The following is a 26,650-nucleotide window of genomic DNA, read 5'->3' as shown; positions in this document are numbered from 1 at the left end:
CTGAACCTAACTACTCGGCGAGCTCTTCCGTGGGGATCTCCAGCATCCGGCGGAGAAGGTCACGTAGCACCTCGCGTTCCTGGTGGGAGAGGCCGGCCAGGGGCTCGCGCGCGAAGTCGAGCGAGCCGCGCAGCCGCACGGCCGTCTCCAGGCCCACCTCCGTGGTGGCGGCGAGCTTGACCCGGCGGTCGGCCGGGTCGGGGCGACGCTCGACCAGGCCCCGACCTTCGAGGCGGTCCACGATGCCGGTGACGTTCGACGGCTCGCACTTGAGCTGCTGTGCGATCCGCCGCATCGGCATCGGCTCACGGGCGAGCAGCCCGAGCACCCGGGCCTGCGCGCCGGTCAGCGCGTGCTGGGCCGCGGCCTGCTCGTACTCCTCGTGGTAGCGCGCCACCACGGTGCCGATGAGCTCGATGACCTCGTAGGTGAGTGGGTCGATGCGTGGGGCCATACGCGCCAGGGTACCCGGTTGCTTGACACCATGAAATGTCTAGATGCATTGTTCTTTCATCATCTGAAGTATCTGTCTGGAGGGCCCGCCACCATGTCCGCCACCCGCCCGACCGACCTCCCCACCACCGGCCGCGCCTGGCACCTGGTCGCCCGCCCACACGGCTGGCCGACCCCCGACGACTTCGCCCTGCGCGAGGTGGCCGTCGAGGCACCGGGGCCGGGCCAGCTCCTGGTGCGGAACACACACATGTCGGTCGATCCCTATATGCGTGGACGGATGAACGACGTCAAGTCGTACGTGCCGCCCTTCGCGCTCGACGAGCCGATGGACGGCGCCGCGGTCGGGGTGGTCCTCGCCGTCGGTCCCGACACTCCCGGGTACCGGCCCGGCGACCATGTGGCCCACCGCCTCGGCTGGCGCGAGTACGCGCTGGTGGCGGCCAGGGACGCGCAGGTGATCGACCCCGAGGTCGCCCCGCCCGCCGCCTACCTCGGTGTGCTCGGCATGCCCGGCCTGACGGCGTACGTGGGGCTGCTGGAGTCGGCGGCGTTCCGGGAGGGGGACGCGGTCTTCGTCTCCGGCGCCGCGGGCGCGGTCGGCAGCCAGGTCGGGCAGATCGCCCGGCTCAAGGGGGCCTCGCGCGTCATCGGCAGCGCGGGCTCCGACGAGAAGGTGCGGGTCCTGCTCGACGAGTACGGCTTCGACGCGGCCTTCAACTACAAGGCCGGGCCCGTCGGCGAACAGCTCGCCGCGGCCGCGCCCGACGGCATCGACGTCTACTTCGACAACGTCGGCGGCGACCACCTCGCGGCGGCCATCGACGCGCTGCACGTCCACGGCCGGATCGCCGCCTGCGGCATGGTCGCGCAGTACAACGCCACCGAGCCGACCCCGGCCCCGTACAACCTGCCGCTGATCGTCGGCAAGCGGCTGCGCATCCAGGGGCTGTTGGTCACCGACCACGCCGCGCTGCGGCCCCGGTTCCTGAGCGAGGTCGGCGGCTGGCTGCGCGACGGGAGCATGCGCTACCGCGACACGGTCGTCCCCGGCGTCGAGCACGCCGTGGACGCCTTCCTCGGCATGCTGCGCGGTGAGAACGTCGGCAAGATGGTCGTCAGCCTCGACGCGTAGGGCCCCCGCCCGGCGCCGCCCGCCCGGCGGCCCCGCGAGGCCACGGCCCGGGCCGCCCCCACGGGGAGCGCGGCCCGGACCGCACGCTCCTCCCGCCCCGTGCGGAGCGCGGTCGCGGCGGGGGGCGTACGGACCCCCGGTGATCTTCCGTCGGGCCACCGCCTAAGCTGCGCGCATGCGAGATCTGGCGGCCGGCTTGGGCTATCTGATGAAGGGTCAGCGATGGGTGGCCCGCCACCCCCGCTCGTGGGGGCTCGGCATGCTGCCGGCCCTGATCACCCTGGTGGGTTACGTCGCCGCGCTGGTCGCGCTGGGCCTGTGGACCGACGACGTCATCTCCTGGCTGACGCCCTTCGCCGACGACTGGGGCACGCCCTGGCTCGGCCTGTTCCGGGGCACGCTGGCCGTGTTGTTCTTCGGCGGTTGCCTGCTGCTCGCGCTGATCACCTTCACGGCCGTCACCCTGCTGGTGGGCCAGCCGTTCTACGAGTCGCTCTCCGAACGCGTGGACCTCTCCGTCGACGGCCGGGCCCCCGACTCGGGGCTGCCGCTGTGGCGCGACCTTCTGCTCTCCGCGCGGGAGAGCACCGCCGTGCTGGTCCGCGTCGCGCTGTGGGGGACGTTGTTGTTCGCGGCGGGATTCCTGCCCGTCGTCGGCCAGACCGCGATCCCCGCCATCGGCTTCTGCGTCTCCGGCTTCTTCCTGACCGAGGAGTTGACCGCCGTCGCCCTCGCGCGCCGTCGGGTCCCGCTCGCCGAACGGCTGCGGTTGCTGCGCTCCCGAAAACTCCTCGTCCTGGGCTTCGGGGTGCCGCTCACGCTGCTCTTCCTGGTGCCGCTGGCCGCCGTCGTGGTGATGCCGGGCGCCGTGGCCGGGGCGACGCTACTGGCTCGCGACCTGTTGGGCGAGCCCACCTCCGAGGACGACCACGCCCCGGGCGAGGCCGCGGCCGGCACGGGCGCCCCCCTGGGCCCCGCCGACCCCGCCCCCCACGCCTGACCCGCGCGACCGGCACGCGTGCGACCACCGTCCGCGCGACCGTCGCCCACCCCCACCACCCCGTCGTACGCCCCGCGCCGGTGCGGCTCCGTCCCGTACGACCCGCTCCGGAGGGCGTCGCGCGGCCCGAGCGTGACCCGTACGGCTGATCCCGGTGTGGCCGGTGGTGACCCGCCGCGACCGCGCGGGAGCGGCGGCACGGGACGGCCCCCCGGGGTGGTCCCGGGGGGCCGACGTGGGGGGCGACCGGTGCGCGGCGGCGGGGCGGTCGGCGGGCGCGGGCGGGCCCCCGGACGACGTTCGCCCCCGCGCGTCCGGTCAGGCGTCGTCGCGGCGGGTGATCTCGGTGTAGGCCAGTGAGGCGAGCTTCTGCTGCCCCTCCTTGCTGGGGTGGAACCAGTCCCACTGGCTCAGCTCGTCGCCCGTGAAGCGGTAGGCGTGCACGGCTCCGTCGTAACGGCACAGCACGTCCTTGGCGCACACGTCACGCAGCGCCGCGTTGTACTCCTGGACCCGGTGGTTGACCTGCTCGCGCCGGTCGTTGGCCCGCTCGTGGGTGGACTGCGCGTCACGCAGCATCGAGGGGCAGATGCCCAGCTTCCACACCTGGCGCCGGACCGGGTCCTTGCGCCCCTCCGACCACAGGCGCTTGAGGTCGGGCACGCTCGCCACGTACACCTGCGTCTTGGGCAGGGCGCGCCGCAGGTCGCTCAGCGAGCTGGCGAACTGGGTCCGGAAGTCGGCCGCCGGGGTCATCTGGGCGACCGTGTCCTGACAGGCGTCGTTGGCGCCGATCATCACGGTCACCAGCTCGGGGCGCTGGGCCGTCGCACTGCGCAGCTGGGCCGGCAGATCGGCCACCACGGCACCGGTCTTGGCGTAGTTCCAGGAGCGTCGCGTGGGGTCCGGCAGGAGCCGCTGGGCCAGGCTGGCCATGTCGGTGCCGGTGGACCAGGACACCTCCGGGCAGTCCGAGAGCACCGAGCAGGCGTCGAAGCCCCGGGTGATGGAGTCGCCGACGGAGGCGATGGAGTCCGGTCGGGGGTCCCACGTCGGGGTGGGTTTCGGGGCGGGGCGCTTGGCCCCGGCGGTCGAGCTCTTGGCGCTGGTGTCGCCGGAGTCGCTCGTGCACCCCGCGAGCAGGGCGGCGCACGTCAGCAGGGCGGCGGCTGTCGTGGAACGTCGCAGACGAGTTGACCGCACGGAGTCGAGCACCGCTGTTCCCCCCTCGGGCCGAGCAATGATATGTATCCGGGACCGACGGTACGTCATCCCCCCGGCGTCGCCGCGCGGTAGCTTTGCCCGTGTGAGGTGGGCGCCAACCACGGGAGCCTCCGTTCCCGGACTGGCAGATTACATCGCGTCATTTCTTGTCCCATTTCGAGAGAATTACCCCCAGTAGTGTTTACTGCAGGTAGCCTCGGGGGCTGGTACGGGTGTGATCATTGGGGCAGAATGGTTGCTGTCCCGGGCTCAAGCCGGTACGGAACGCGAGGCCGCTGGGGAAGGCGAACCTCGAACCGCACTGGAGGTCCCGGTGACGACACGTGGAGTTCTGTACGTTCACTCCGCCCCGCGCGCGCTGTGCCCGCACGTCGAATGGGCCATCGCGGGCGTCCTCGGCGTGCGCGTCACCCTGGACTGGATCAGACAGCCCGCCGCGCCCGGCACCTGGCGCGCGGAGTTCTCCTGGCAGGGCCAGGCCGGCACCGCGTCCAAGCTCGCCTCCGCGCTGCGCGGCTGGCATCTGCTGCGCTTCGAGGTGACCGCCGAACCGTGCGCCACCGCCGAGGGCGAGCGCTACAGCTCCACGCCCGAACTGGGCATCTTCCACGCCGTCACCGGAATACACGGCGACATCCTGATCCCCGAGGACCGGCTGCGAGCCGCCCTCGGCCGCGCCTCGCGCGGCGAGAGCGAGCTGGCGGCCGAGCTCACCCGCCTGCTGGGCAAGCCGTGGGACGACGAGTTGGAGCCCTTCCGGTACGCGGGCGAGGGCGCGCCGGTGCGTTGGCTGCACCAGGTGGTGTGAGCCGGCGCCGGTCGCGGGCCGGCGGACGCGGTGGCGCGCTGTGCGGGCGCGTGCCGTGGACCGCCGGCGTACCCGACCGGGTGACTGGAGGGGACACGCCGGAGGCCGCGTACGGGACGTGGCGCGCCGGGGCTGCCGGGCTCGGGGCGGGGCGGACACGGGACGTGCGGGCCAGAGGCGGGGCGGACGCGGTGGTGGTCAGGACGTGAGACGGCGCCCGTCGGGTCGGTGGGACCTGACGGGCGCCGTGTCGTGGACCGGGAGGGGCGGGGCGCACCGGGTGCGCCGCCGGCCGGGTGGGTCAGACCGAGCGGAAGGCGAGTGCCACGTTGTGGCCGCCGAAGCCGAACGAGTTGTTCAGCGCCGCGATGGTGCCCTCGGGCAGGGCGCGCGGCTTGTCGCGGATGATGTCGCCGTCGACGTCCGGGTCGAGCTCGGAGATGTTGATCGTCGGCGGGGCCAGGCGGTGCTTGAGCGCCAGCACGGTCGCGACGGTCTCGATGCCGCCCGCGCCGCCGAGGAGGTGACCCGTCATCGACTTGGTCGCCGCGATGGCCATGTGGTCGACGTCGTCGCCGAACACCTTGCGCAGCGCCTTCAGTTCGGCCACGTCGCCCAGCGGGGTGGAGGTGGCGTGCGCGTTGATGTGCACGACCTCGGCGGCGCGCAGGTCGGTGGCGTCGACCAGGTTCTGGAGCGCGTGGGCGATGCCGTTGCCGGAGGGCTCGGGCTGCGCGATGTGGTGGCTGTCGGCGGACAGGCCCTGGCCGACTGCCTCGCAGTAGACCGTGGCGCCGCGCTGCTCGGCGTGCTCGGCCGACTCCAGGACGACCACGCCGGCACCCTCGCCGAGCACGAAGCCGTCCCGGCCCGTGTCGTAGGGGCGCGAGGCGCCCTGGGGGTCCTCGTTGTTCTTGGTCATCGCCATCATGTTGCCGAAGGCGGCGATGGGCAGCGGGTGGATGGCCGCCTCGGTGCCACCGGCGACCACGACGTCGGCGCGACCGGTGCGGATCATCTCGATGGCGTAGCCGATGGCCTCGGCGCCGGAGGCGCAGGCGCTGACCGGGGTGTGCACACCGGCCTGGGCGTTGACCTCCAGGCCGACGTTGGCCGCCGGGCTGTTCGGCATGAGCATCGGCACCGTGTGCGGGGAGACCTTCCGCACGCCCTGCTCGCGCAGGATGTCGTACTGGCCCAGCAGCGTGGTGACGCCGCCGATGCCGGAGGCGATGACCGCGCCGAGCCGGTCCGGGTTGATCGGGGCCTCGGCCCCGGCCTTGCCGGCGTACCCGGCGTCCGCCCACGCCTCGCGGGCGGCGATCAGCGCGAACTGCGCCGACCGGTCGAGCTTCCTGGCCTGCGGCCGGGGGATGGACTCACCGGGGTCCACGGCGATCTGCGCCGCGATCTGGACGGGCAGCTGGGCCGCCCAGTCCTGCGTGAGGGGGCCGACGCCGGAGCGTCCGGCGAGCAGACCCTCCCAGAATGACGCGCTGTCGCCACCCAGCGGTGTGGTTGCGCCGATACCGGTGACGACCACCGTGCGATTGGTCGCGTTCACAGGAATTCTTTCTCCACGGGTAGAGGTGCGGAATGCGCCACCGCTCGGTGGCGACAGGCGGTGCCTCAGGACTGGTGCTTGAGGATGTAGTCGGTCGCGTCGCCGACGGACTTCAGGTTCTTGACGTCGTCGTCCGGGATCTTGACGTCGAAGCGCTCTTCGGCGGCGACGACGACCTCGACCATGGACAGCGAGTCGACGTCCAGGTCGTCGGTGAAGGACTTGTCCACCTGGACGTCCTCGGTCGGGATACCGGCGATCTCGTTCACGATCTCTGCGAGACCAGCGACGATCTCTTCCTGAGTGGCGGCCATGTTGGCGCTCTCCTTCGATGTTGTGCGATGGGGTGTGCAGCGCCGAGGTGTCCGGAGCTGCTGGTGAAGCGGTGAATCCGCGGGTTGATCGTACGGACTAGGGGAGGGTAACGACCGTCGCGGCGTAGACGAGACCCGCCCCGAAGCCGATGACGAGAGCGGTGTCGCCGCTCTTCGCCGCACCGGTGGCCAACAGCCGCTCCATGGCGAGCGGTATGGAGGCTGCCGAGGTGTTGCCGGTGGACTCCACGTCGCGGGCGACCGTGACGTGACCCGGCAGCTTGAGGGTCTTGATCATCGAGTCGATGATGCGCATGTTGGCCTGGTGCGGGATGAAGACGTCCAGGTCCTCGGCCCGCACCCCGGCCTCGTCCAGCGCCTGCTGGGCGATCTTGGCCATCTCGTAGACGGCCCAGCGGAAGACCGCCTGGCCCTCCTGGGTGATGGCCGGGTAGCGCAGCTCGTCGCGGTTCTCGGCGTGCTTGAAGATCTCCCACGACTCGGTCTGCGTGATCGTGTTCGACTTGTCGCCCTCCGAGCCCCACACGGTGGGGCCGATGCCGGGCTCCTTGGCCGGGCCGACCACCACGGCGCCGGCGCCGTCGCCGAACAGGAAGGCCGTCGCGCGGTCCGTCAGGTCCGTCAGGTCCGACAGCCGCTCCACGCCGATGACCAGCGCGTACTCCGCGCTGCCCTCGACGACCACGCCCTTGGCCAGGGTCAGGCCGTACCCGAAGCCGGCGCAGCCGGCCGAGATGTCGAACGCGGCGGGCTTGCCGGTGCCCAGCAGGTGCGCGATCTCGGTGGCGATGGCGGGGGTCTGCTTGAAGTGCGAGACCGTCGAGACGATCACGGCACCGATCTGGTCCGGGGTGATCCCGGCGTCGGCGATCGCCTTGCCACCGGCCTCCACGGACATGGCGGCCACGGTCTCCTCCGGGCTCGCCCAGTGCCGGGTGGCGATGCCGGAGCGCGAGCGGATCCACTCGTCCGACGAGTCGATGTGCTTGAGGATCTCCTCGTTGGGCACCACGCGCGTCGGGCGGTAGCCGCCGACGCCGAGGATGCGCGCGTACGGAGAGCCCTTGGCGGGCTTGATCTTCGACGTCATGCTCTGGGTGCTCCTATTCGGCCGGGACAGCGTGCTCGGCGATCAGCGTGCGGGCCGCCTCCAGGTGGTCCGGCTTCTTCAGCGCCAGGTGCGCCACGCCGGGCAGCGCGCGCTTGGCCAGTCCGGTCAGCGCGCCGCCGGGCGCCACCTCGATGAGCGCGGTCGCGCCGAGGTCGCTGAAGGTCTCCATGCACAGGTCCCAGCGCACCGGGCTGGCGACCTGGCCGACCAGCCGGTCGATGACGTCCTTGCCGGACGTGACGAGCTGGCCGTCCTTGTTGGACACGTAGCGGGTGTGCGGGTCCGCGGGCACGAGCTGGGTCGCGGCGGCGGCCAGGGCCGAGACCGCGGGGGCCATGTGCGTGGTGTGGAAGGCGCCGGCCACCTTGAGCGGGACGACCTTACGGGTGCCCTCGGGCTTGTCGGCGGCGAGCGCGGCGAGCTGCTCGGCGGTGCCGGCGGCCACGATCTGGCCCGCGCCGTTCACGTTCGCCGGGGTCAGGCCGAGCTTCTCCAGGTGCGGCAGGACCACGTCCGGCTCGCCGCCCAGCAGGGCCGCCATGCCGGTCTCGGTCACCGCGGCGGCCTCCGCCATGGCCAGGCCGCGCTTGCGGACCAGGCGCAACGCGTCCACGGTGGGCAGTACGCCGGTCAGCGCCGCCGCGGCCACCTCGCCGACGCTGTGGCCGGCCGCGACGCCCACGTGGGCGGAGAAGTCCCGCGCTGTCGGGAAGAGCTGCTGCGCCGAGACCAGCGCGGCGGCCACCAGCAGCGGCTGCGCCACGGCGGTGTCCCGGATCTCGTCCTCGTCGGCTCGCGTGCCGTAGTGGACGAGGTCCAGGTCGATGACGGTGGACCAGGCGCGAAGCTGGTCTTCTACGCCGGGCAGTTCGAGCCAGGGCGTGAGGAAGCCGGGCGTCTGAGCGCCTTGGCCGGGAGCGACGAGTACGAGCACTCTCACACTCTCTCTTGTGAGGGGTTCGGAACGCCCGTGGGGACAGGGACGAAGAACCGTGTGGGGAATTGTGGGGCTTGGACAAAACCCTGGACTCACGTTCCGGCGTCGGTCAGCCGCCCCAGGATCAGCGCGATGCGCAGCGTGAACGCGGACCGCACGTCGGACGGCGACCATCCGGTGACGTCGGTCACACGTCGGAGCCGGTAGCGCACGGTGTTGGGGTGGACGAACAGCATCCGGGCGGCGCCCTCCAGGCTGCTCGCCTGCTCCAGGTACACGCTCAGCGTTTCCAGCAGGGCTGACCCCGCCTCGCTGAGCGGTCTGTAGATCTCCTCCACTAGCTGTTCACGGGCGGCAGGGTCGCCCGCCATCGCTCGTTCGGGCAGGAGATCGTCCGCCAGGACCGGTCGCGGGGCGTCGGGCCAGGCCGCGCTCGCCTTCAGACCGGCCGCCGCCGCGCCGGCCGAGCGGGTCGCCGAGACCAGGTCGCCCACCACGGGGCCGGCGACCACCGGGCCGGGCGCGAACGGCCCGATGAGGGCCTTGGCGGTCTGGAGCGGATTGTCCGAGCCGCCCGCGATCACCACCAGCCGCTCGCCCAGCACCCCGGTCAGGACCTGCACCTTCGCGTGACGGGCGGCGCGCCGGATGGCCTCCACCGTCAGCTCGCTGTTGCCGCTGGGGGCCGTACCGAGCACCACGCACACCGACTCGGGCGAGGTCCAGCCGAGCGCGGCGGCCCGCGAGAGCGCGCCCTCGTCCGCCTCGCCGGAGAGCACCGCGTTGACCACCAGCGACTCCAGGCGGGCGTCCCAGGCGCCACGGGCCTCGGCGGCCTGGGCGTACACCTGGGCGGTCGCGAACGCGATCTCGCGCGCGTAGACCAGCACCGCCTCGCGCAGCACCGCCTCGTCGCCGGGCGCGGCCACCTCGTCGATGGCCGACTCCATGACCTCGATGGTCGTCCTGACCATCTCCACGGTCTGCCGCAGCGTGATCGCCCGGGTCAGCTCCCGGGGGGCGGTGCCGAACACGTCGGTGCTGATCGCCTGTGGCGTGTCGGGATGCCGGAACCACTCGGTGAACGCCGCGATGCCGGCCTGGGCGACCAGGCCGATCCAGGAGCGGTTCTCGGGTGGCATCGCCCGGTACCACGGGAGCTGCTCGTCCATGCGGGCGATGGCGACCGCGGCGAGCTTGCCGGAGGACTTCTCCAGGCGACGCAGCGTCGCGGGATGCGGGTGCGGAGTGGCGGATGCGGGTTCAGGCACGAAGACAAGCCTGCCTTATCGGGTGGGGTGCGCGGGGGCACGGGGTCTGCGCACGGGCTACCGTGGGCCGATGACGTGGGTGCAGCGGGCTGGTGAGCGCTACCGGGGTGGAGTCGGGCCGGGGATCGAGACCTGGCATGCCTTTTCCTTCTCGGGCTTCTACGACCCGGACAACGTGCGGTTCGGACTGCTGGCGGCGTGCAACGAGGAGCACCTCGCACCCGGCGCCGGCTTCGACGAGCACCCCCACCGCGACCTGGAGATCGTCACCTGGGTGATCGAGGGAGAGCTCACCCACGAGGACTCCACCGGGCACCGGACGGTTGTCCGCCCCGGCGACGTGCAGCGGCTGAGCGCCGGCAGCGGGGTGCGGCACAGCGAGCGCAACGAGGGCGAGCGGCCGCTGCGGTTCGTGCAGATGTGGCTGACGCCCGCGGCCTGGGGCGGCGAACCCGAGTACGAGGTGGTGCGGGGCATCGCCGACGCCACCCCGTACGCCCTGGAGCGCACCGAGGCGGTGCTGCACCCGCGCCGCCTGGCCGACGGCGCGCACGTCGAGCTGCCCGACGCGCCGGCGATCTACCTGCACGTGGTGCGCGGCGGCCTGCGGCTGGCCGGCGAGAGCCTGGGGCCGGGCGACGCCGCGCGCCTGCTGGAGCGGCCGGGTCTGCGGGGCACGGCGGTGGGGGAGACCGAGCTGCTGGTGTGGGAGATGCACGCGGAGCCCGACTACGGCGTCTAGCCCCGGCCGCCCGCGCCAGCGGCTCGGCGCCGTGGTCCCGGCCGGGCCCGCCGGTCAGCCCTGGTGCAGCTCGGCCAGCACCGCGTCGGTCAGCAGCGGCCACGCCTCGATGGCCCACGGGCCGAACGCCCGGTCCGTCAACGCCACGCAGGCCGCACCGGCCGCCGGGTCCACCCACAGGAACGTGCCCGACTGGCCGAAGTGGCCGAAGGTGCCCGGCGAGGAGGTGGCGCCCGTCCAGTGCGGGGACTTGCCGGCCCGGATCTCGAAGCCCAGGCCCCAGTCGTTGGGGCGCTGGTTGCCGTAGCCGGGCAGCACGCCGGACAGGCCCGGGAAGACCACGGACGTCGCGTCGGCCAGGGTCTGCGAGGCGACCAGCCGGGGGCGTTGCAGCTCGGCGGCGAAGGTGGCCAGGTCGGCGACGGTGGAGACGGCGTCCTTGGCGGGTGAGCCGGCCAGCTCGCTGTCGGCCATGCCCAGCGGCTCGAACACCGCCTGCCGCACGTACTCGGGGAAGGGGATCTCGGTGGCCGCCGCGAGGTGCTCGCCGAGCACCTCGAAACCCGCGTTGGAGTAGATCCGCCGCTCGCCCGGCCCCGCCATCACGCGGTGCTCGTCGAAGGCCAGCCCGGAGGTGTGCGCGAGCAGGTGCCGCACGGTGGAGCCGGCCGGCCCGGCCGCCTCGTCCAACTCCACCGCGCCCTCCTCGACAGCGACCAGCGCGGCGAGCGCCACCAGCGGCTTGGTGACCGAGGCGAGCGGGAACCGGTGCCGGGTCGGGCCGTGCGAGCCGGCGAGCGTGCCGTCGGCGCGTACGACGGCCGCCGCCGCGGTGGGGACCGGCCAGTTCTCGATGATCCGCAGGCTTTCCATGACCGCGAGCCTACGTTCCGGCCCCGACGGCCCAGCGAACAGGGCCGCCCGCGCCGGCCGTGCCACCCGGGGGGCCGGCCGCGACCCGCGACAATGAAGACGCTTGCCTGGAGTGCACTCCAACTCTCTAGCGTGGAGAACGCCGCGAGGAACGACACCTGCGAAGGGCGGACGGCATGACCGTGACGGACAGCGCATACGCCACCACGACTCCCGTGGTCGAGGCGGTGCCGTGTGCGCCGCCCCTGGTCCATCCGCGGCCGACCGGCCAGGACCGCTACACCATCAGCGAGGTCGTCGCCACGACCGGACTCAGCGCGCACACCCTGCGCTGGTACGAGCGGATCGGGCTGATGCCGCACGTGGACCGCTCCCACACCGGTCAGCGCCGCTACACCAACCGGGACCTGGACTGGCTCGACCTGGTCGGCAAGCTGCGGCTGACCGGCATGCCGGTGGCGGACATGGTCCGCTACGCGGAACTGGTCCGCGCCGGCGGCCACACCTTCCCCGAGCGCGAGGAACTGCTCACCGCGCACCGGGAGGACGTGCGGCGTCGGATCGCCGAGCTCCAGGGCACCCTCGCGGTTCTCGACCACAAGATCGACATCTACGCTGACGCCCGACGGGCGTCGGAGAGGGCCTGAGTTTCATGAGCGACGAGAAGATCGCGGCCGTCGGCCTCGGCACGGACAGCCCCCTGGTCGGCGTGCAGGGCCTGGGGTGCATGGGCATGTCCCACGCATACGGCCCCACGGACGAGGCCGAGGCCCGAGCCACCCTGGAGCACGCGCTGGAGCGTGGCGTCACGCTCTTCGACACGGCCGACATCTACGGCTTCGGCCGCAACGAGGAGTTCGTGGCCCCCTTCGTCCAGGCGCATCGCGACGCGATCACGCTGGCCACCAAGTTCGCCATCGTGCGCCGCGAGGACGACCCCTCGTACCAGGAGATCCGTAACGACCGCGCCTACATCCGGGAGTCGATCGAGGGCAGCCTGCGCCGGCTGGGCGTGGACCACGTCGACCTCTACTACATGCACCGCCGCAACCTCGACGTGCCCATCGAGGAGACCGTGGGCGCCATGGCCGAGCTCGTCACCGAGGGCAAGGTGCGCCACCTGGGCCTGAGCGAGGTCTCCGGCGGCGAGCTGCGCGCCGCGCACGCCGTGCACCCGATCGCCGCCGTGCAGTCGGAGTGGTCGCTGTTCAGCCGGGACGTCGAGCGGGGCGTGGTGGCCGCGGCCCGTGAGCTGGGCGTCACCTTCGTCCCGTACTCGCCGCTCGGTCGCGGCTTCCTCACCGGCGCGTTCGTCAACGCCGACCAGGAGCTCGGCGAGGACGACTGGCGTCGCACCCAGCCCCGCTTCACCGGCGACAACGCGGCGGCCAACGCCGCGCTCCTGGAGCCGGTGCGCGGCATCGCGCAGGCTCGTGGGGTCACGCTGGCGCAGGTCGCGCTGGCCTGGGTGCACGAGCGCGCCCGGGTGCACGACCTGACGGTGGTCCCGATCCCCGGCACCCGCAAGCGCTCCCGTCTCGACGAGAACCTGGGCGCCGCCGACCTCCCGCTGGACGCGGCCGAACTCGCCGCGCTGGAGCCGATCGCCGACCAGGTCGCGGGCGGACGCTACGCGGACATGTCGTTCACCGCGGCGGGCCGGGACTAGCTCCGCGCCCCGTCCTCACCCGGGCCGCCCCCCGCCGCGCGAAGGGGCGCGGGGCGGCCCACCGCCGCCAGCCGACCGCCGTCGCCAGCCCGCGCGCGACCGGTGCGCCACCGCCGCCGCCCGCCGGCCCGCCCGGTCCGCTGGCCTCGGCCGGTCCGCCCCCCTCGGCGGAACCGCTGACCTCGGCCGGTCCTCCGCACGCCCCGGCCGGCCCGCACTTCTCGACCAGCCCGCACTTCTCGACCGGGGCCGCGCCCGCGTGGGCTACGCCGCCTTCGGCCATCGCCGCCACGCCCGCTTCCGCCCGCGGGGGGCGCTCGAACTGTCGGGCCCAGCGCACCAGCACCACCAGCACCACGGCGAACAGCGGCAGCCACGCACAGCGCAGCGGCACCCAGCCCGCCGAGTCCGGCGCGTCCACCAGGCCCGGCACCTCCCCCCACCACGCGGCGGGCACGGCGAAGGCCAGCGGCGCGCACTGGTGCCAGCACAGCACCGTCACGGCCGACAGGTTGACCAGCGCGACCGGGGCCCACAGCAGGGGCCGCCGCAGCCACCGCGCCAGCGCCCCGCGCAGCGACACCGCGGCCCCGCACTGCGCGGCGGCCAGCGCGAGCACCAGCAGCGACGGCGGATGCGAGTTGGTACGCTCCGCGCCCGGCACCCCGACCATGCTCGCCGGGTACCCTCCCGGCCCCACCAGCAGCGCGACCAGCGCCACACCCCCGACCAGCAGCGACCACGCCGCGCCCCGCCCCAGCCGCCCGCGCCCCCAGGCCACCCCGAGCTGGTAGCCGAACAACCACCCCGGCACCACGTTGAGCAGCCCGACCGCCGAGGGCACGGCGTGCGCGTACGGCCCGTACCGCAGGGCGTCGACCCCGGCCACGCACAGCAGGAGCGGCACCGCCGACCACGCACCGGCCCGGCTCACGGCTCGGTCGCAGTACGGGGTGAGCGCGGTCAGCACGGCGTAGACCGCCAGGAACCACAGGGGCTGGGCCACCAGCGTCAGGGCGGTGCGCAGTGTGCGGTCGGGCACACCCACGGCGTGCGCCTCGGCGACCAGCACGAGCCAGGCGAGCGCGAGCGCGGCCACCGGCCGGCCCAGCCGCACCAGCCGGACCCGCAGCCAGCCGCCCGCGCTCACACCACGGTCGGCCGCCCGACGCCAGGAGCGCACCGAGGCGTACCCGCCCACCAGGAAGAACAGGCCCAGGAGTTGGAACACCCAGGTCAGTGGCGCCAGTTGGCCCAGCGCGACCAGCGGACTCGCGCTCTCCAGGGCGCCACGGTCGTCGCGGATGAGGCCGCCGAGCAGCCAGTGGCCCAGCACGACGGCCGTCAGCGCCAGCGCCCGCAGCCCGTCGATGGCCCGGTCGCGGTCGGGCGGGGTACGGGCGTCCACGGCCCGGGCGGCCCGACCGGCGCGCGCCCACAGTCGCCCCACACCCGCCCGCGCCCCGGAGCGCGGGCGCCCCACCCCGCCCGCTTCGCAGCGCGGCGGACGAGCGCTCGCGGCGCGCCGCGCGCCGGGCCCCGACGCGGCGGGGCCGCCCCGCCCGCCGACCCCGTCCAGTCCACGGGCTCCGCCCGGCCGGCCCGCGCTGTCCAGTTCACCGGCCCCGTTCGGCCCGCCGACCCCGGCCAGCTCACCGGCCCCGCCCGGCCGGCCCGCCGCGTTCAGCTCACCTGGCGCGGTGGGCCCGCGCCGAGCGCCGGGTCCGGTCGGTCGGCCCGGTGCGGGCGGGCGGTTCGGCGCGGCGGGGGGCGTCGGCTCAGAGCAGGTCATCGACGCACTCCCGGGCGTCGGCTTCGGTGGCGTCGGCGTCCACCGCGCAGCGCACCGCGCCGAAGTCGCCCAGCGTGAGGCGGGCGAAGTTGCGCACCGACTCCGTACCCGGCGCGAGGTATCCGGCGTGGCCCTCGACCCGCGCCGTGGACAGCCGGCGGGCGCCGAAGTCGCCACCGGCCGGGTCGGCCCCGTGCCCGAGCCCGAACAGCTCGATGTGCGGCACCCGGCCGATCCAGTCGGAGCCGTCCCTGGCCGCCCACACCCGCGCCCGGGTCCGCAGGTCGGCCGCGCTGTCCGCGCGCATGCCGGGGCTGCCGAACACCACCAGGTCGGAGGCGTCGGCGCCGATCCGGTGCGCGGCGAGCCCGCAGACCACCGAGCCGTAGCTGTGGCAGAACACGGCCGGCGGCGCGGCGGGCGCCCCGTCGGCCGAGGCGAGCCCGGCCAGGAACCGTTCCAGCCGGGGCGCGCCCGCCCGCGCCAGCCGCCCCGTCGCGGCGTCCAGCCCCAGCCCCACCGGTGTGGAGTAGCCGGTCCAGGAGATGACGGCGGTGCCGGTGCGCGGGGCCTGCCGGACCAGCTCCGACCGCAACGCCCCGGCCATCCCCACCGGCGTTCGGTACGCCTCCGCGCCGCCGCGCGCACCCGGGCCGCCCGTCGCGGGCGTGCCGGCGGGGGAGCCGGTGGCGTACGCGGCCAGGTCGATGTCCGAGCCGGGCACGATGACCGCCAGGCGGCGGGCCCGCGTCAGGTCGCCGAAGACCTCGGCCACCTGGCCCCGGTCGCGCGGGTCGAAGGCGAGGATGTGACGGCCGCCGGCGAGCAGCGCGGCGTAGTGGTCGGCCCGGTCGCGGGCGCGCTCGCGACCCTGCGTGGTGAGCCCCCTATCCCGCGCGCGGGCCAGCTCCCGCCCCCGCTCGGCCGCCAGCGCACGGGCGTTGGCCGCGTAGCGCAACGTCACCGGGGCGCCGTCCAGGTTGCCCACGACCAGCGGGTGGCGCGCCACCAGGGTGCGCCGCTCGGCGCCGCTGAGGTCGGCGAAGAAGCGGGCCACGGCGGCGGGCGAGGCGCTCGCCGGGTCGGGCAGCGCGCGGCCCAGCGAACCGTCGGCGCGCCAGGCCGCGGCACCCGGCGGCGGGCCGGTGACGGCGGGCTGCTCGTGCGCGACGGCCCAACCGGCCGTGCCGGCCACGGTGGTGACCGCGAGCGCGGCGGCCACCAGCGTGCGCCGCCCGCGCCCCGGCCCGCGCCGTGCTCGCCGCCGGCGCCACCACCCGCGCCGGTCGGTGGCCGCACCCGACGGGGTCGGGCCGCCCGGGGCCGGGCCGGCGGGAGCCGCGAGCGTCGGGCCGAACGCGTCGGCGTGCGCCAGGTCGGGCGCCGGACGGGGCCGAGCCGGCGCGGCCCGTCGTGGATCAGGGGCGCCCCGGCCGGTGCGCCCGTCGCCGTGCCGCCGTGCCCGGTCGTACCGCCCGCGCTGCCCCATCGCCGCTCGCTCCCTCGTCCCGTGACGGCGCCTGGTGCGGACCGTCTGGCGGGGTGAAGGTAGGAAGCGAACGGGTCGGCGCACGTCCCGCCGGAGAGCCAAAGCGCGGCTGCCTCCCCGGTACCTCGACGTGCTACCGGGGTAGGGGGTCGCCCCCGTCGACGCAGGTCAGCGCGTCATACGCGGGAAGCGTGCCCGAGGCGCACGCGCGGGATAGGCGGGCATGCCCACGCCCACGCCCACGCCCGGGCATGCTCGGCGTCGGGCCCGGCTGGGGAGGCCGGGCCGGCGGGAGGCGGGGCGGGTCAGGGGGCGTCGCCGGGGGCCACGAGGCCCGACTCGTACGCGAAGATCACGGCCTGCGCCCGGTCCCGCAGCCCCAACTTGGCCAACACCCGGCCGACATGGCTCTTCACGGTCTGCTCGGCCAGCACCAGCGCCGCGGCGATCTCCGTGTTCGACAGGCCCCGGGCGATCAGTTCGAGCACCTCGGTCTCACGGGGCGTCAGGCCGCCCAGCCGCAGTGCCGGGTCGCGGCGCGGGGCCGGGCGCTGCCGGGCGAAGTCGGCGATCAGGCGCCGGGTCACCGACGGCGCGAGGAGTGCCTCGCCCCGCGCGACGATCCGCACCGCCGAGATCAGATCGGCCGGTGGCGCGTCCTTCAGGAGGAAGCCGCTGGCACCCGCGCGCAGCGCCTCGTACACGTAGTCGTCCACGTCGAACGTCGTCAGCATCAGCACCCTGGGCCGGTGCACGACCCCCGGGGGCGGCGACAGGAGCTGGCGGGCCGCCTCCAGGCCGTCCATCTCGGGCATCCGGACGTCCATGAGCACCACGTCGGGGTGCGTGGTGCGGCTGACCTCGACCCCCTGTCGGCCGTCCGGGGCCTCGCCGACGACGTCGATGTCGCTCTGCGCGGCCAGCAGCGCGGCGAAGCCCGCCCGCACCATGGCCTGGTCGTCGACGATGATCACACGGGTGGTCATGGGTTCGTGGAGTCCTTCGTCTCGCGGGCCATGCCGCAGCCGGCCGCCGTACGGGCCCGCCGTGAGCCCTCTGCGGAGGCTAGTCGTCGGGCGTGGGCGGCGCGGGACGGGGGGCGACATCCCGCCCCGACGCCCCGGGGCCGTCCACCCGGCCGGCGACCGTGTCGGACCCGGCCGCGTCCGATCCGGCTACTCCCGGCTCCACCGTGGCCGGCGGGGTCAGCGGCAGCCGCGCGGCGACGCGGAAGCCGCCGTCGGGCAGCGGCCCGATGTCCACGGACCCGCCGACCAGCCGCACCCGCTCGCGCATGCCCACCAGCCCGTGCCCGGTGCCCGTGGTCTCCAGCGGTGTCGGCTCCGCCTCGGGCGACGCGTAGTTGATCACCAGCACGCCCAGTTCGCCGTCGGCCGTGGTCAGCGACACGCGGGTGGTGGCGCCCGGCGCGTGCCGTACAACGTTGGCCAACGCCTCCTGCACGATCCGGTACGCGGAGAGCTCCACGGCCTGCGGGAGCGGGCCCAGCCGGGACACCTCCTCGGAGATCTCGTACTCGACCGGCACCCCCGCCCGCAACGTCGCCTCCGCGAGCTGCGGCACCCGGTCAAGGCCCGGCTGCGGCGCGCGCTCGGGGTCGCCACCGGCACCGTCGCTCCGCAGCACGCCCAGCAGTCGCCGCATCTCGGTCAGCGAGTCGCGCGCCGTGGCCGCGATGGTGGCGAACTCCTCGCGCGCCCGGGGCGGCAGCTCCTCGATGCGGTACGGGGCGCTGTCCGCCTGCACGGTGATCACCGACATGTGGTGCGCCACCACGTCGTGCAGCTCGCGGGCGATACGGGCCCGCTCCTCCAGCAGCGTGCGGCGGGCCCGCTCCGCCTCGCTGATCGTCTCCACCTCGGCCAGCCGACGCTGGGCCACCCGGCGCTCCCGCAACGCGCCACCCACCAGCAGCGCGATGCCGCTCAGCACGAAGAGCAGCACGGCGGAGCCGTCGCTGCGCTGCTGTGAGATCAGCTCGAACAGGGCGCCGGCCACCCCGGACAGCAGCCAGATGGTGGTCAGCGTGCGCCGCCCCTCGCGCAGCCCCAGCGCGAGCGACAGCGGCAGGTAGCCGATGATCACCGTCGCGGTCCAGGGCCAGGACTGCTCCAGGTCGGGCACCGCCAGCAGCGCGAACGCGCCCACGACGTCGGCCGGGAAGATGATCCACCACGCCAGCAGCGGCTGGCGTACCACCAGCAACAGCGGCGTGACCTGCGCGATGGCCAGCATGCCGGCCGCCGCCGGGTGCAGGCCGTAGGTGTTGGTCAACACCGTCCCGGTGACCGGCAGCAGGATCGCGGTGAGCGCGCCGAGCAGGACGTGGGGCAGCCACCACGCCCGGCGCCGCTCGCTGTGCGCGCGCCGCGCCCGGGGAGTGGGTGTGGTCAGGTCGTGGACGGCGCCGCGCAGCGTGCGCTCGGCCACGGCACGCGCCCGGCGACGTATCGACCTCGGGCGCTGCTCGTCGTGCGGTGCGGGGGTGGCGGGTGCTGTGGGCATGACGCGCCCAGCGTATGACCTGGCCCGCCGGGCCGTCCCGCCCTGGCGCCGCGCGGGGGGTGGCGCGCGCCCGGCGGCCGGTGGCGGCGCCGGGCACCGCCGCTCACAGCTCCGCCAGGAGCTCCGCCTTCTTCGCCGTGAACTCGTCGTCCGTCAACAGCCCGGCCTGGTGCAGATCACCCAGGTGGCGGATGCGGTCGGCGATGTGCGCCGGATCAGGCCGGGCCGCGACCTGCTGGGTCTCCACGGGGCCCGACACCGGCGCCCCGTGCGGGTGCGATCCGCCGCCGCCCGCCCCGGCGGCGCGGACGGCCGCCAGCACCGCCGCCGCGAACGGCAACGAGTCGTGCACCAGGCCGTACCCCATGCCGAAGACGACGGCGGCCGGATTCTGGTCGGCGGCCCCCGCCTCGGCCCCGTCCGCGCCGCGCGCCACCAGCCGCAGGTGCCCGTTGAACACCTCGGGCGACCGCCACTCCACCCCGGCCAGCTCCGCCACCTGGAACCGCTGGTCACCGGCCTTCCACTTGGCGGAGGACGCCCCCGTCCAGAACCACCGGAAGATCACGGAGGAGCCGTCGAAGGTCGCCTTCCCGTCGTACGCCTTGAACGTCAGCGGTGGCGGCGGCGCGGCCACCAGATGAGCGTCGGCGGGCGCCCCGGCGTCCGGACCGAGCACGGCCCGTATCTCGTCCGCGTAGTACTCGGCGAGCGTCTCCCGCTCGGCGGGCAGCACCAGCCGGTACGGGTCACAGTTCTCCTTGAGCTGTCCGTCCGCCGCGTCCATCAGCGGATCGGCCCCGGGCCTTGGCACCGCGCGCAGGACCACCGTTCCGCGCTTGCCAGGCGTCAGCTCGACTCCGGCCAACGCCTCGTAGGGGATGCGGCGTTCACCGAGCGCCTGGAGCAGCTTCGGTGTACGAATCCCCCGTTCGAAGCGGATGAGCACGGAGTCGGTGTCGAACTCCCAGACCGTGTGAAATCCGGTCAGCACATCACCCATGTGGCTCATCGTATGTTGCGGTCGCCCGCCCGTCCCCCTTTGGTGCGCTACGCGCGTCAAACCTCTGTTTGGCGCCCCTTACGACTTCGTCCGCGGTCAGGTCAGGCCCGCGGTGCAGGCGTCACCGCCCCCACAACTCACCGACGAGAGCGCGCCGACACCGACCTTGGCGAAGTTGGCGAGACTCGTCGTCCCCGGCTCGAAGTATCCCGCGTGCCCCACCGCCCCGTCAGCGGACAGCACCCGGGCGCCGAAGCCGGAGGCCATCGGGTCGGCCCCGTGCCCGAACCCGACGATGTCGACGTGCGGTACGTCGGCGATCCAGTCGCCGGCGTCCCGCGTGGCCCAGACGCGCGCCGAGGTGTCCAGGTCGGGGACGCTCTCGGCACGCATCCCGGGGCTCGCGGCGACGGCGATGTCGGTGACCGTCGGCGGCAGGTCGTCGGCCGCGACCCCGCACACCACCGAACCGTAGCTGTGGCAGAACAGCGCGACCTCGGTCCGCGAGCGCCCCGGCAGCCCGCTGAGCGTGGCCCGCAGCCGGCGCGCGCCGTCCGCGGCGCGCGCACCGGTCGCGGCGTCGATGCCGATACCGGCCGGGCTGGTGTAGTCGGCCCAGGCGATCACGGCCGTCCTGGTCCCGGGGCTGGTGGTCCGCTCGGCCGCGTACAACGCGCGCGCCATGCCGACCGGCGCCCGGTAGGGCTGGCCGGCGCGCTCGAAGGTCAGCAGGTCGGTGTCCACGCCCGGTACCACGACCGACACCCGGCGCGCGGTTGCCAGGTTCCCGTACACCTCGGCCACCCGGCCGGAGCCGGCCGGGTCGAAGGCCAGGATCTGCCGACCCGCACCCAACAGCGACCCGAAGCGGCGCAGCCGTCGCTCCGCCTCGTGTCGCCCGTACGGCGTCAGCCGCTGGTCGCGCGTCCGCTCGCGCTCCACCTGGCTGGCCTCGCGCAGCGCCAGCCGGTTGGCCCGGTACCGCAGCCGGACCGGCGCGCCGTTGAGGTTGCCCACCGCGAGCGGGTAGCGCCGGGCCAGCCCGGCGCGCTGGGCGCCGGTGAGCGAGTCGAAGAACCGGGCCAGGCGGCGGGGCGGGGTCTGGGCGTCCGGCAGGGGCCGCCCGGCGACGGACCCCTTGCCCCAGGCGGCCAGCGAGGCGCTCAACGGGTCGGGCCCGGCTCCGAGCTGTCGGGCCACCATCCAGCCGCTGGTGGCCAGCAGCACGAGAACCACGACCAGCGCGAGCGTCGCACGCCAGGTCGTGGCGGTGTAGGCCCATGACAGGGGAGAGGGGGAGCCAAGCTCCGGAAAGGAAGTCACCGCGAGCCACCCTAGGAGAAGCGGGGCGACGGCCGCCAAAACGCGTGAGCCATCTCACGTTTGAATAGGGACAATTGACCGCAGAGGGTGATTTTCCTCCGCTCTTCCGGCGCGTCCCGAACGCCCATCCGCCGCGCCGGTCGGTGGTTTCTGGCGGTTTGCCCCTCTGAGTGGTCCACCGCGCCGCCGCCGGGCCGGCCGTGGAGGCGCCCGCCGGCCGGCCGGGCGGGGGGCGTTCCACGCGCCCCCACCACAGCCACGAGGGGCGTCCGGGCCGTCAGGGCCACCGGGGTCGCCCGGAGCCCGCTACCCCGTCGGGCCGGTGCCCCGTCTCCGGTGCCGGCCCGCTCGTCACGCGTGTCGCGGGTCGGTCGCGCCCGACGCGTGGCCGGGCGGCGCGTGCGCGCCGGTGGCGGGCGCGTGGCCCGCTGGGGCGGACGCGTGGTGGGCCGGGGTGCTCGCGCGGGCGAGCGCGCCCGTGACGCGGCTGGTCGCGAGGGGCGGGGGAGTCGGCAGGGGCGGTCGGGCGGGCGCGGACGTCGGGCGCGGGTCCGGCACGGGGGAGGGCCGCCGCCAGTCGTCGGCCAGCGCGGGGGGAAGCTGGTCCAGATAGGACTCGATGAGGTCCCGGACCGCGGCCATCGTGCAGTCGTCACCCTCGCTCCACACCTTGGCCGCCACCCGCATGACCCCGCCGAACGCGGCGACCAGCACCCGTGGCCGCGGGTCGGTGTCCAGGTCCACCGCCTCACGGCGAGCGATCTCCCGGGCGAACCGGGCCTCCAGTTCGGCGTTGCGGCGCAGGTGCGCGGCGAGCAGCGCGGGCGTGGACTCGATCAACCGGTAGGCGCGCATGTGGAGTTCGAGGGGGACCACCTCCTGGATGGCCTCGCCGATGTCCTCCCAGGCGGCGGAGACGCTGTTCCGCAACACGGCGAGCGGCGCCTCGTGCGCGGGCCGGGCGAGCACCGCCGCGTGGAAGTGCGCCTCGGCCAACCCCTGGACGGAGAAGGCCACTTCCTCCTTGTTCGCGAAGTAGCGAAAGAACGTGCGCTGCGAGACGTCGACCGCCTCCGCGATCGCGTCGACGGTGGTCTCCTCGTAGCCGTGCTCGACGAAGAGCCCGAGGGCGGCGCGGGAGAGCGCGTCACGCGTCCGCTGCTTCTTGCGCTGCCGCAGTCCGGTGGGGGGCGTGGCCCGATCCGTCGTCACCTGGTGGCTCTCCTCCTCGCGGGGGCGGGCTCGTCATCGTTCGCACACCGCTCGACGGCGCCCCGCGCGCCACGGCCGGACCGCGCCGCCACCGCTGCCACGCGTGCCGCGCCCCTGGGCCGTCCACGGTGCGCCCGGCGGTGCGCCCGGCCACGCGAGCGCGCGGTCCGGGGCGGATCACAATACCCAGCCCCGCGCGCACCGCCCCCGACCCGCGCCGTCCGCCCGACCGAGGCCCGGCCGGTCGCCAGGGCGGGAACCTCGCGCGCCGAAGCCAGCCGGCATCCCCCGTTCGGGTGACTACGCAGCGCTACGCCCCGCCTCCCCAGCGCACGCCGACCGGAGCGGGCGCACCTCCCGGCGGCCGTCTGAGCTGGAACGTCAGGCTCAGCCCTGACCATCACGCGGCGTCAACATCGCACGCGAACGGCCCGGCCGCGATCAAACCCGCACGGCTGTCCCCTATCCGGGTCACGTCGCCGTTCCGCCCTTGGCACCCCCTCCCGCGACCCACCAGGCTGCGATCACGGAGCGACGGCACCGGCCCCACCCGGGCCACGCCGCCGCCCCGCGCGAGGCGGGCCACCGGGCCCGCCCGGAAGCCAAGGACACGGGGAGTACCACCATGCGAACGACGACCAAGCGGGGCACTGCGGCCCGCGCGCTGACGACGCTGGCGGCGATGGGCGCGGTAGCGGCCCTGACCACCGCCCTGACGCCGGCCAGCGCCCAGCAGCCGCGCACGCCGCACACCGGCGACGGGTCCGCCGCCTGCGCGGCGGGCCAGCTCTGCCTGTGGGAGCGGCCCGGCTTCACGGGCCAGCGCCACACCCACGAACTGTCGGACACCGACATCGAGAGCTGCGTCCCCCTGCCGGCCGGCACCCGTGCGCAGTCGCTGGCCAACCGCACGGGCCGCCCGGTCACCGTCTACCAGAGCGACGAGTGCACCGAGACCGGCGAGTTCGAGACCTATCCGGGCAAGGGCAGCGGCACCCGACTCGCCCAGTCGCCCTACCAGATCCGCGCGATCAAGATCTGGGAACGCTGACCCCGGAAGCCGCCGACGAAGGGCCCGGCACCGCACACGACGAGGCCGGGCCGGACAGGTCACCCCGTCCGGCCCGGCCTCGTCCACCCGGCGCCCAGGGCGCCCGGCGGCAGGGGCTACGCGTCGCCGCCCGCCGCGCCCGGGTCGGCCGCGGTGGCGTCCAGGAGCTGGTAGCGGTCGATGGCCTGCTTGAGGGCCGACCGGTCGATCTTGCCCTCCTGGGCGAGCTCGGTCAGGACGCCGAGCACGATCGACTGGGCGTCGATGTTGAAGAAGCGACGGGCCGCGCCACGGGTGTCGGCGAAGCCGAAGCCGTCCGCGCCGAGCGACTGGTACCGACCCGGCACCCACCGGGCGATCTGGTCGGGCACCGCGCGCATCCAGTCCGAGACGGCCACGAACGGGCCCTGCGCACCGCTGAGCTTGCGCGTCACGTACGGCACGCGCTGCTCCTCCTCGGGGTGCAGGAGGTTGTGCTCCTCCACCGCGATGGCGTCGCGCCGCAGCTCGTTCCAGGAGGTCGCCGACCAGACGTCCGCCGTGACGTTCCACTCGTCGGCCAGGATGCGCTGGGCCTCCAGCGCCCACGGCACCGCCACACCGGAGGCGAGGATCTGCGCCGGGATGGCACCCCGCTCGCCCGCCTTCAGCCGGTAGATGCCCTTGAGGATGCCCTCGGCGTCCACGTCGGCGGGCTCGGCCGGGTGCTGGATGGGCTCGTTGTAGACGGTGAGGTAGTAGAAGACGTCCTCACCCGGCTGGCCGTCCGCGGTCTCGCCGTACATCCGGCGCAGACCGTCCTGCACGATGTGCGCGATCTCGTACGCGTACGCCGGGTCGTAGGCCACGCACGCCGGGTTCGTCGAGGCCAGGAGCTGCGAGTGACCGTCGGCGTGCTGCAGACCCTCACCGGTCAGCGTCGTACGCCCGGCGGTCGCGCCGAGCACGAAACCGCGCGAGAGCTGGTCCGCCATCTGCCAGAACTGGTCACCCGTGCGCTGGAAGCCGAACATCGAGTAGAAGACGTACACCGGGATCAGCGGTTCGCCGTGTGTGGCGTACGCCGAGCCGGCGGCGATCAGCGACGCCGTACAGCCCGCCTCGGAGATGCCGTCGTGCAGCATCTGACCGGTGGGGGACTCCTTGTACGCGAGCAGCAGGTCGCGGTCGACGGACTCGTACTGCTGGCCCAGCGGGTTGTAGATCTTGGCCGACGGGAAGAACGCGTCCATGCCGAAGGTGCGGTACTCGTCGGGGGCGATCAGCACGAAGCGCTTGCCGATCTCCTTGTCCCGCATCAGGTCCTTGAGCACGCGGACGAAGGCCATGGTGGTGGCGATCGACTGCTGGCCCGAGCCCTTCTTGGCCGCCGCGTAGAGCTTGTCCGCCGGCTGTGGCAGCGGCTTCGCGCGCACGACACGGGTCGGCACGTAGCCGCCCAGCGCCTTGCGGCGGTCGTGCATGTACTGGATCTCCTCGGAGTCGCGACCCGGGTGGTAGTACGGGGGAAGGCCCGACTCCAGCTCCTTGTCCGCGATCGGCAGGTGCAGCCGGTCCCGGAAGCGCTTGAGGTCCTCGACCGTGAGCTTCTTCATCTGGTGGGTCGCGTTGCGGCCCTCGAAGTTCGGCCCGAGCGTCCAGCCCTTGACGGTCTGCGCGAGGATCACGGTCGGCTGGCCCTTGTGCGCCTTGGCCGCCGCGTACGCCGCGTAGATCTTGCGGTGGTCGTGGCCACCGCGACCCAGGTGCAGGACCTGGTCGTCGGTCATGTTCTCGACCATGGCGCGCAGCCGCTGGTCCTCGCCGAAGAAGTGCTGGCGCACGTAGGCGCCGGTCTCGGTCGCGTACGTCTGGAACTGACCGTCGGGGGTCGTGTTCAGCTTGTTGACCAGCACGCCGTCCCGGTCCTGCGCGAGCAGCGGGTCCCAGCTCCGGTCCCAGACCAGCTTGATCACGTTCCAGCCGGCGCCACGGAACTGCGACTCCAGCTCCTGCATGACCTTGCCGTTGCCGCGCACCGGGCCGTCGAGGCGCTGGAGGTTGCAGTTGACGACGAAGGTCAGGTTGTCCAGGTTCTCGCGGGCGGCGATGGAGAGCTGGCCCAGCGACTCGGGCTCGTCCATCTCGCCGTCGCCCAGGTAGGCCCACACGTGCGAGGAGGAGGTGTCGGCGATGCCGCGCGCCTCCATGTAGCGGTTCATCCGCGCCTGGTAGATCGCGCCCAGGGGGCCCAGGCCCATGGAGACGGTCGGGAACTCCCAGAAGTCCGGCATCAGCCGCGGGTGCGGGTAGCTGGACAGGCCGTAGGGGGCCTTGGACTTCTCCTGGCGGAAGGCGTCGAGGTGGTGCTCGTTGAGCCGGTCGAGGAGGAACGCGCGCGCGTAGATGCCGGGCGACGCGTGGCCCTGGAAGAAGATCTGGTCGCCGCCGTCGCCGGCGTCCTTGCCCCGGAAGAAGTGGTTGAAGCCCACGTCGTACAGGGAGGCGGAGGAGGCGAAGGTGGCGATGTGGCCGCCGACGCCGATGCCGGGACGCTGCGCGCGCGAGACCATGACGGCCGCGTTCCACCGGGTCGCGTTCAGGACCTTGCGCTCGATCTCCTCGTTGCCGGGGAAGAACGGTTCGTCCTTGGTCGCGATGGTGTTGACGTAGTCCGTGCTGCGCATCTCGGGCACGGCAACCCGCTTTTCGCGGGCGCGCTCGATCAGGCGGAGCATCAGGTAGCGGGCGCGTTCCCGGCCTCGCTCATCGACGGCTGCGTCGAGCGAGTCGAGCCATTCCTGGGTCTCTTCGGGATCGAAGTCCGGGACCTGGCTGGGAAGGCCGCCAATGATGATCGGGTTGCGATCTGATCCGGAAGCCACGCTGTTCCTTCGCTGTTCTGTCGTGTCGTGCTCGGCACGTGAGTGCTGCTGCGCACGCGGTCTTCAAACTGGTCCTGCCATCGCGCCGTCCTCCATCGTGTACCGCGGTGTGCGAGTACGTCATCTCTACTCAGCGGTAACCACCACAGGGTGAGACGGGCGCGGGCGGCCCGGCGACAGGCGACGGCCAAATCGCAACCATACGCCCACTATGGAAGTCCCCGGTGTACGGCCGTTCGACCCCGAATGCCGCAGTGGCGGGAAACAA

22 protein-coding genes and 1 pseudogene are annotated in these 26,650 nt (G+C 73.9%); 7 read left to right on the top strand and 16 right to left on the bottom strand.

Annotation, left to right across the window (positions count from 1 at the left end):
- Positions 1-10: 10 nt before the first annotated feature.
- Positions 11-454 carry a MarR family winged helix-turn-helix transcriptional regulator gene (locus ACFVFR_RS12505; RefSeq protein ID WP_383700279.1) on the bottom strand — a complete coding sequence of 148 codons (444 nt, stop codon included), beginning with the start codon at positions 452-454 and terminating at the stop codon, positions 11-13.
- Positions 455-547: 93 nt separating this feature from the next.
- On the opposite strand from ACFVFR_RS12505, the gene ACFVFR_RS12500 reads away from it, so the two are divergent.
- Positions 548-1,588 carry an NADP-dependent oxidoreductase gene (locus tag ACFVFR_RS12500; RefSeq protein ID WP_383700276.1) on the top strand — a complete coding sequence of 347 codons (1,041 nt, stop codon included), beginning with the start codon at positions 548-550 and terminating at the stop codon, positions 1,586-1,588.
- 175 nt (positions 1,589-1,763) lie between these two features.
- On the top strand, positions 1,764-2,588 hold the full coding sequence (locus ACFVFR_RS12495; RefSeq protein ID WP_383700274.1) for an EI24 domain-containing protein: 825 nt from the start codon (positions 1,764-1,766) through the stop codon (positions 2,586-2,588).
- Positions 2,589-2,906: 318 nt separating this feature from the next.
- Here the strand turns inward: ACFVFR_RS12495 and ACFVFR_RS12490 are convergent, their stop codons facing one another.
- On the bottom strand, positions 2,907-3,803 hold the full coding sequence (locus ACFVFR_RS12490; protein WP_383700271.1) for an SGNH/GDSL hydrolase family protein: 897 nt from the start codon (positions 3,801-3,803) through the stop codon (positions 2,907-2,909).
- 322 nt (positions 3,804-4,125) lie between these two features.
- On the opposite strand from ACFVFR_RS12490, the gene ACFVFR_RS12485 reads away from it, so the two are divergent.
- Complete coding sequence (locus ACFVFR_RS12485) at positions 4,126-4,620, top strand: DUF3145 domain-containing protein (protein ID WP_383700269.1); 495 nt, start codon at positions 4,126-4,128, stop codon at positions 4,618-4,620.
- A gap of 301 nt (positions 4,621-4,921) precedes the next feature.
- Here the strand turns inward: ACFVFR_RS12485 and ACFVFR_RS12480 are convergent, their stop codons facing one another.
- The 5 genes from ACFVFR_RS12480 to ACFVFR_RS12460 all read right to left on the bottom strand — a co-directional run bounded on the left by ACFVFR_RS12480 (position 4,922) and on the right by ACFVFR_RS12460 (position 9,838).
- Complete coding sequence (locus ACFVFR_RS12480; RefSeq protein ID WP_383700267.1) at positions 4,922-6,184, bottom strand: beta-ketoacyl-[acyl-carrier-protein] synthase family protein; 1,263 nt, start codon at positions 6,182-6,184, stop codon at positions 4,922-4,924.
- Positions 6,185-6,249: 65 nt separating this feature from the next.
- Positions 6,250-6,498, bottom strand: coding sequence for an acyl carrier protein (locus tag ACFVFR_RS12475; RefSeq protein ID WP_383700265.1), 249 nt, complete (start codon positions 6,496-6,498; stop codon positions 6,250-6,252).
- A 97-nt stretch (positions 6,499-6,595) separates the two neighbouring features.
- Entirely contained in the window at positions 6,596-7,609 is a 1,014-nt protein-coding gene (locus ACFVFR_RS12470) for a ketoacyl-ACP synthase III (protein WP_383700263.1), read from the bottom strand.
- Between the two features lie 13 nt (positions 7,610-7,622).
- Complete coding sequence (locus tag ACFVFR_RS12465; protein ID WP_383700261.1) at positions 7,623-8,564, bottom strand: ACP S-malonyltransferase; 942 nt, start codon at positions 8,562-8,564, stop codon at positions 7,623-7,625.
- Between the two features lie 95 nt (positions 8,565-8,659).
- On the bottom strand, positions 8,660-9,838 hold the full coding sequence (locus ACFVFR_RS12460) for a PucR family transcriptional regulator (protein WP_383700259.1): 1,179 nt from the start codon (positions 9,836-9,838) through the stop codon (positions 8,660-8,662).
- 70 nt (positions 9,839-9,908) lie between these two features.
- On the opposite strand from ACFVFR_RS12460, the gene ACFVFR_RS12455 reads away from it, so the two are divergent.
- Positions 9,909-10,580, top strand: coding sequence for a pirin family protein (locus ACFVFR_RS12455; protein ID WP_383700257.1), 672 nt, complete (start codon positions 9,909-9,911; stop codon positions 10,578-10,580).
- 54 nt (positions 10,581-10,634) lie between these two features.
- On the opposite strand, the gene ACFVFR_RS12450 is transcribed toward ACFVFR_RS12455, so the two are convergent.
- Positions 10,635-11,453, bottom strand: coding sequence for a serine hydrolase domain-containing protein (locus ACFVFR_RS12450; protein ID WP_383700255.1), 819 nt, complete (start codon positions 11,451-11,453; stop codon positions 10,635-10,637).
- A gap of 176 nt (positions 11,454-11,629) precedes the next feature.
- Here ACFVFR_RS12450 and ACFVFR_RS12445 point away from each other — a divergent pair, with 176 nt between their 5' ends.
- Positions 11,630-12,100, top strand: a complete 471-nt coding sequence (locus ACFVFR_RS12445) for a MerR family transcriptional regulator (protein ID WP_383700253.1) — start codon at positions 11,630-11,632, stop codon at positions 12,098-12,100.
- A gap of 5 nt (positions 12,101-12,105) precedes the next feature.
- The gene (locus tag ACFVFR_RS12440) at positions 12,106-13,122 is read left to right on the top strand and encodes an aldo/keto reductase (protein ID WP_383700251.1); all 1,017 of its coding nucleotides are present in this window, start codon (positions 12,106-12,108) and stop codon (positions 13,120-13,122) included.
- On the opposite strand, the gene ACFVFR_RS12435 is transcribed toward ACFVFR_RS12440, so the two are convergent.
- From ACFVFR_RS12435 to ACFVFR_RS12405, 7 genes and pseudogenes are all read right to left on the bottom strand, one after another.
- On the bottom strand, positions 13,100-14,530 hold the full coding sequence (locus ACFVFR_RS12435; RefSeq protein WP_383700249.1) for an acyltransferase: 1,431 nt from the start codon (positions 14,528-14,530) through the stop codon (positions 13,100-13,102). The genes ACFVFR_RS12440 and ACFVFR_RS12435 overlap by 23 nt on opposite strands.
- A 370-nt stretch (positions 14,531-14,900) precedes the next feature.
- Positions 14,901-16,136: an alpha/beta hydrolase gene (locus tag ACFVFR_RS12430; protein WP_383700247.1), complete on the bottom strand. Its 1,236-nt coding sequence runs from the start codon at positions 16,134-16,136 to the stop codon at positions 14,901-14,903.
- 572 nt (positions 16,137-16,708) lie between these two features.
- Positions 16,709-17,389, bottom strand: coding sequence for a response regulator (locus ACFVFR_RS12425; protein WP_383700245.1), 681 nt, complete (start codon positions 17,387-17,389; stop codon positions 16,709-16,711).
- 79 nt (positions 17,390-17,468) lie between these two features.
- Positions 17,469-18,929: a histidine kinase gene (locus ACFVFR_RS12420; protein WP_383700243.1), complete on the bottom strand. Its 1,461-nt coding sequence runs from the start codon at positions 18,927-18,929 to the stop codon at positions 17,469-17,471.
- A 103-nt stretch (positions 18,930-19,032) separates the two neighbouring features.
- Entirely contained in the window at positions 19,033-19,932 is a 900-nt protein-coding gene (locus ACFVFR_RS12415) for a DUF4429 domain-containing protein (protein ID WP_383700241.1), read from the bottom strand.
- A gap of 96 nt (positions 19,933-20,028) precedes the next feature.
- A complete protein-coding gene (locus tag ACFVFR_RS12410; RefSeq protein ID WP_383700239.1) occupies positions 20,029-21,255 on the bottom strand; it encodes an alpha/beta hydrolase in 1,227 nt (408 codons plus the stop codon).
- Between the two features lie 570 nt (positions 21,256-21,825).
- Positions 21,826-22,467 (bottom strand): annotated as a pseudogene (locus tag ACFVFR_RS12405) (TetR family transcriptional regulator); the annotation flags it as partial.
- A gap of 625 nt (positions 22,468-23,092) precedes the next feature.
- Here ACFVFR_RS12405 and ACFVFR_RS12400 point away from each other — a divergent pair.
- On the top strand, positions 23,093-23,518 hold the full coding sequence (locus ACFVFR_RS12400; RefSeq protein ID WP_383700237.1) for a peptidase inhibitor family I36 protein: 426 nt from the start codon (positions 23,093-23,095) through the stop codon (positions 23,516-23,518).
- Positions 23,519-23,634: 116 nt separating this feature from the next.
- Here the strand turns inward: ACFVFR_RS12400 and aceE are convergent, their stop codons facing one another.
- Entirely contained in the window at positions 23,635-26,382 is a 2,748-nt protein-coding gene (gene aceE / locus ACFVFR_RS12395; RefSeq protein WP_383700235.1) for a pyruvate dehydrogenase (acetyl-transferring), homodimeric type, read from the bottom strand.
- Between the last annotated feature and the right edge of the window lie 268 nt (positions 26,383-26,650).

It is taken from the genome of Streptomyces sp. NPDC057702, from assembly GCF_042799315.1.
In the GTDB taxonomy this organism is placed as follows: Bacteria; Actinomycetota; Actinomycetes; order Streptomycetales; family Streptomycetaceae; genus Streptomyces.
The sequence above is the reverse complement of the archived record's forward strand: the minus strand, read 5'-3'. Positions and strand labels throughout refer to the sequence as shown.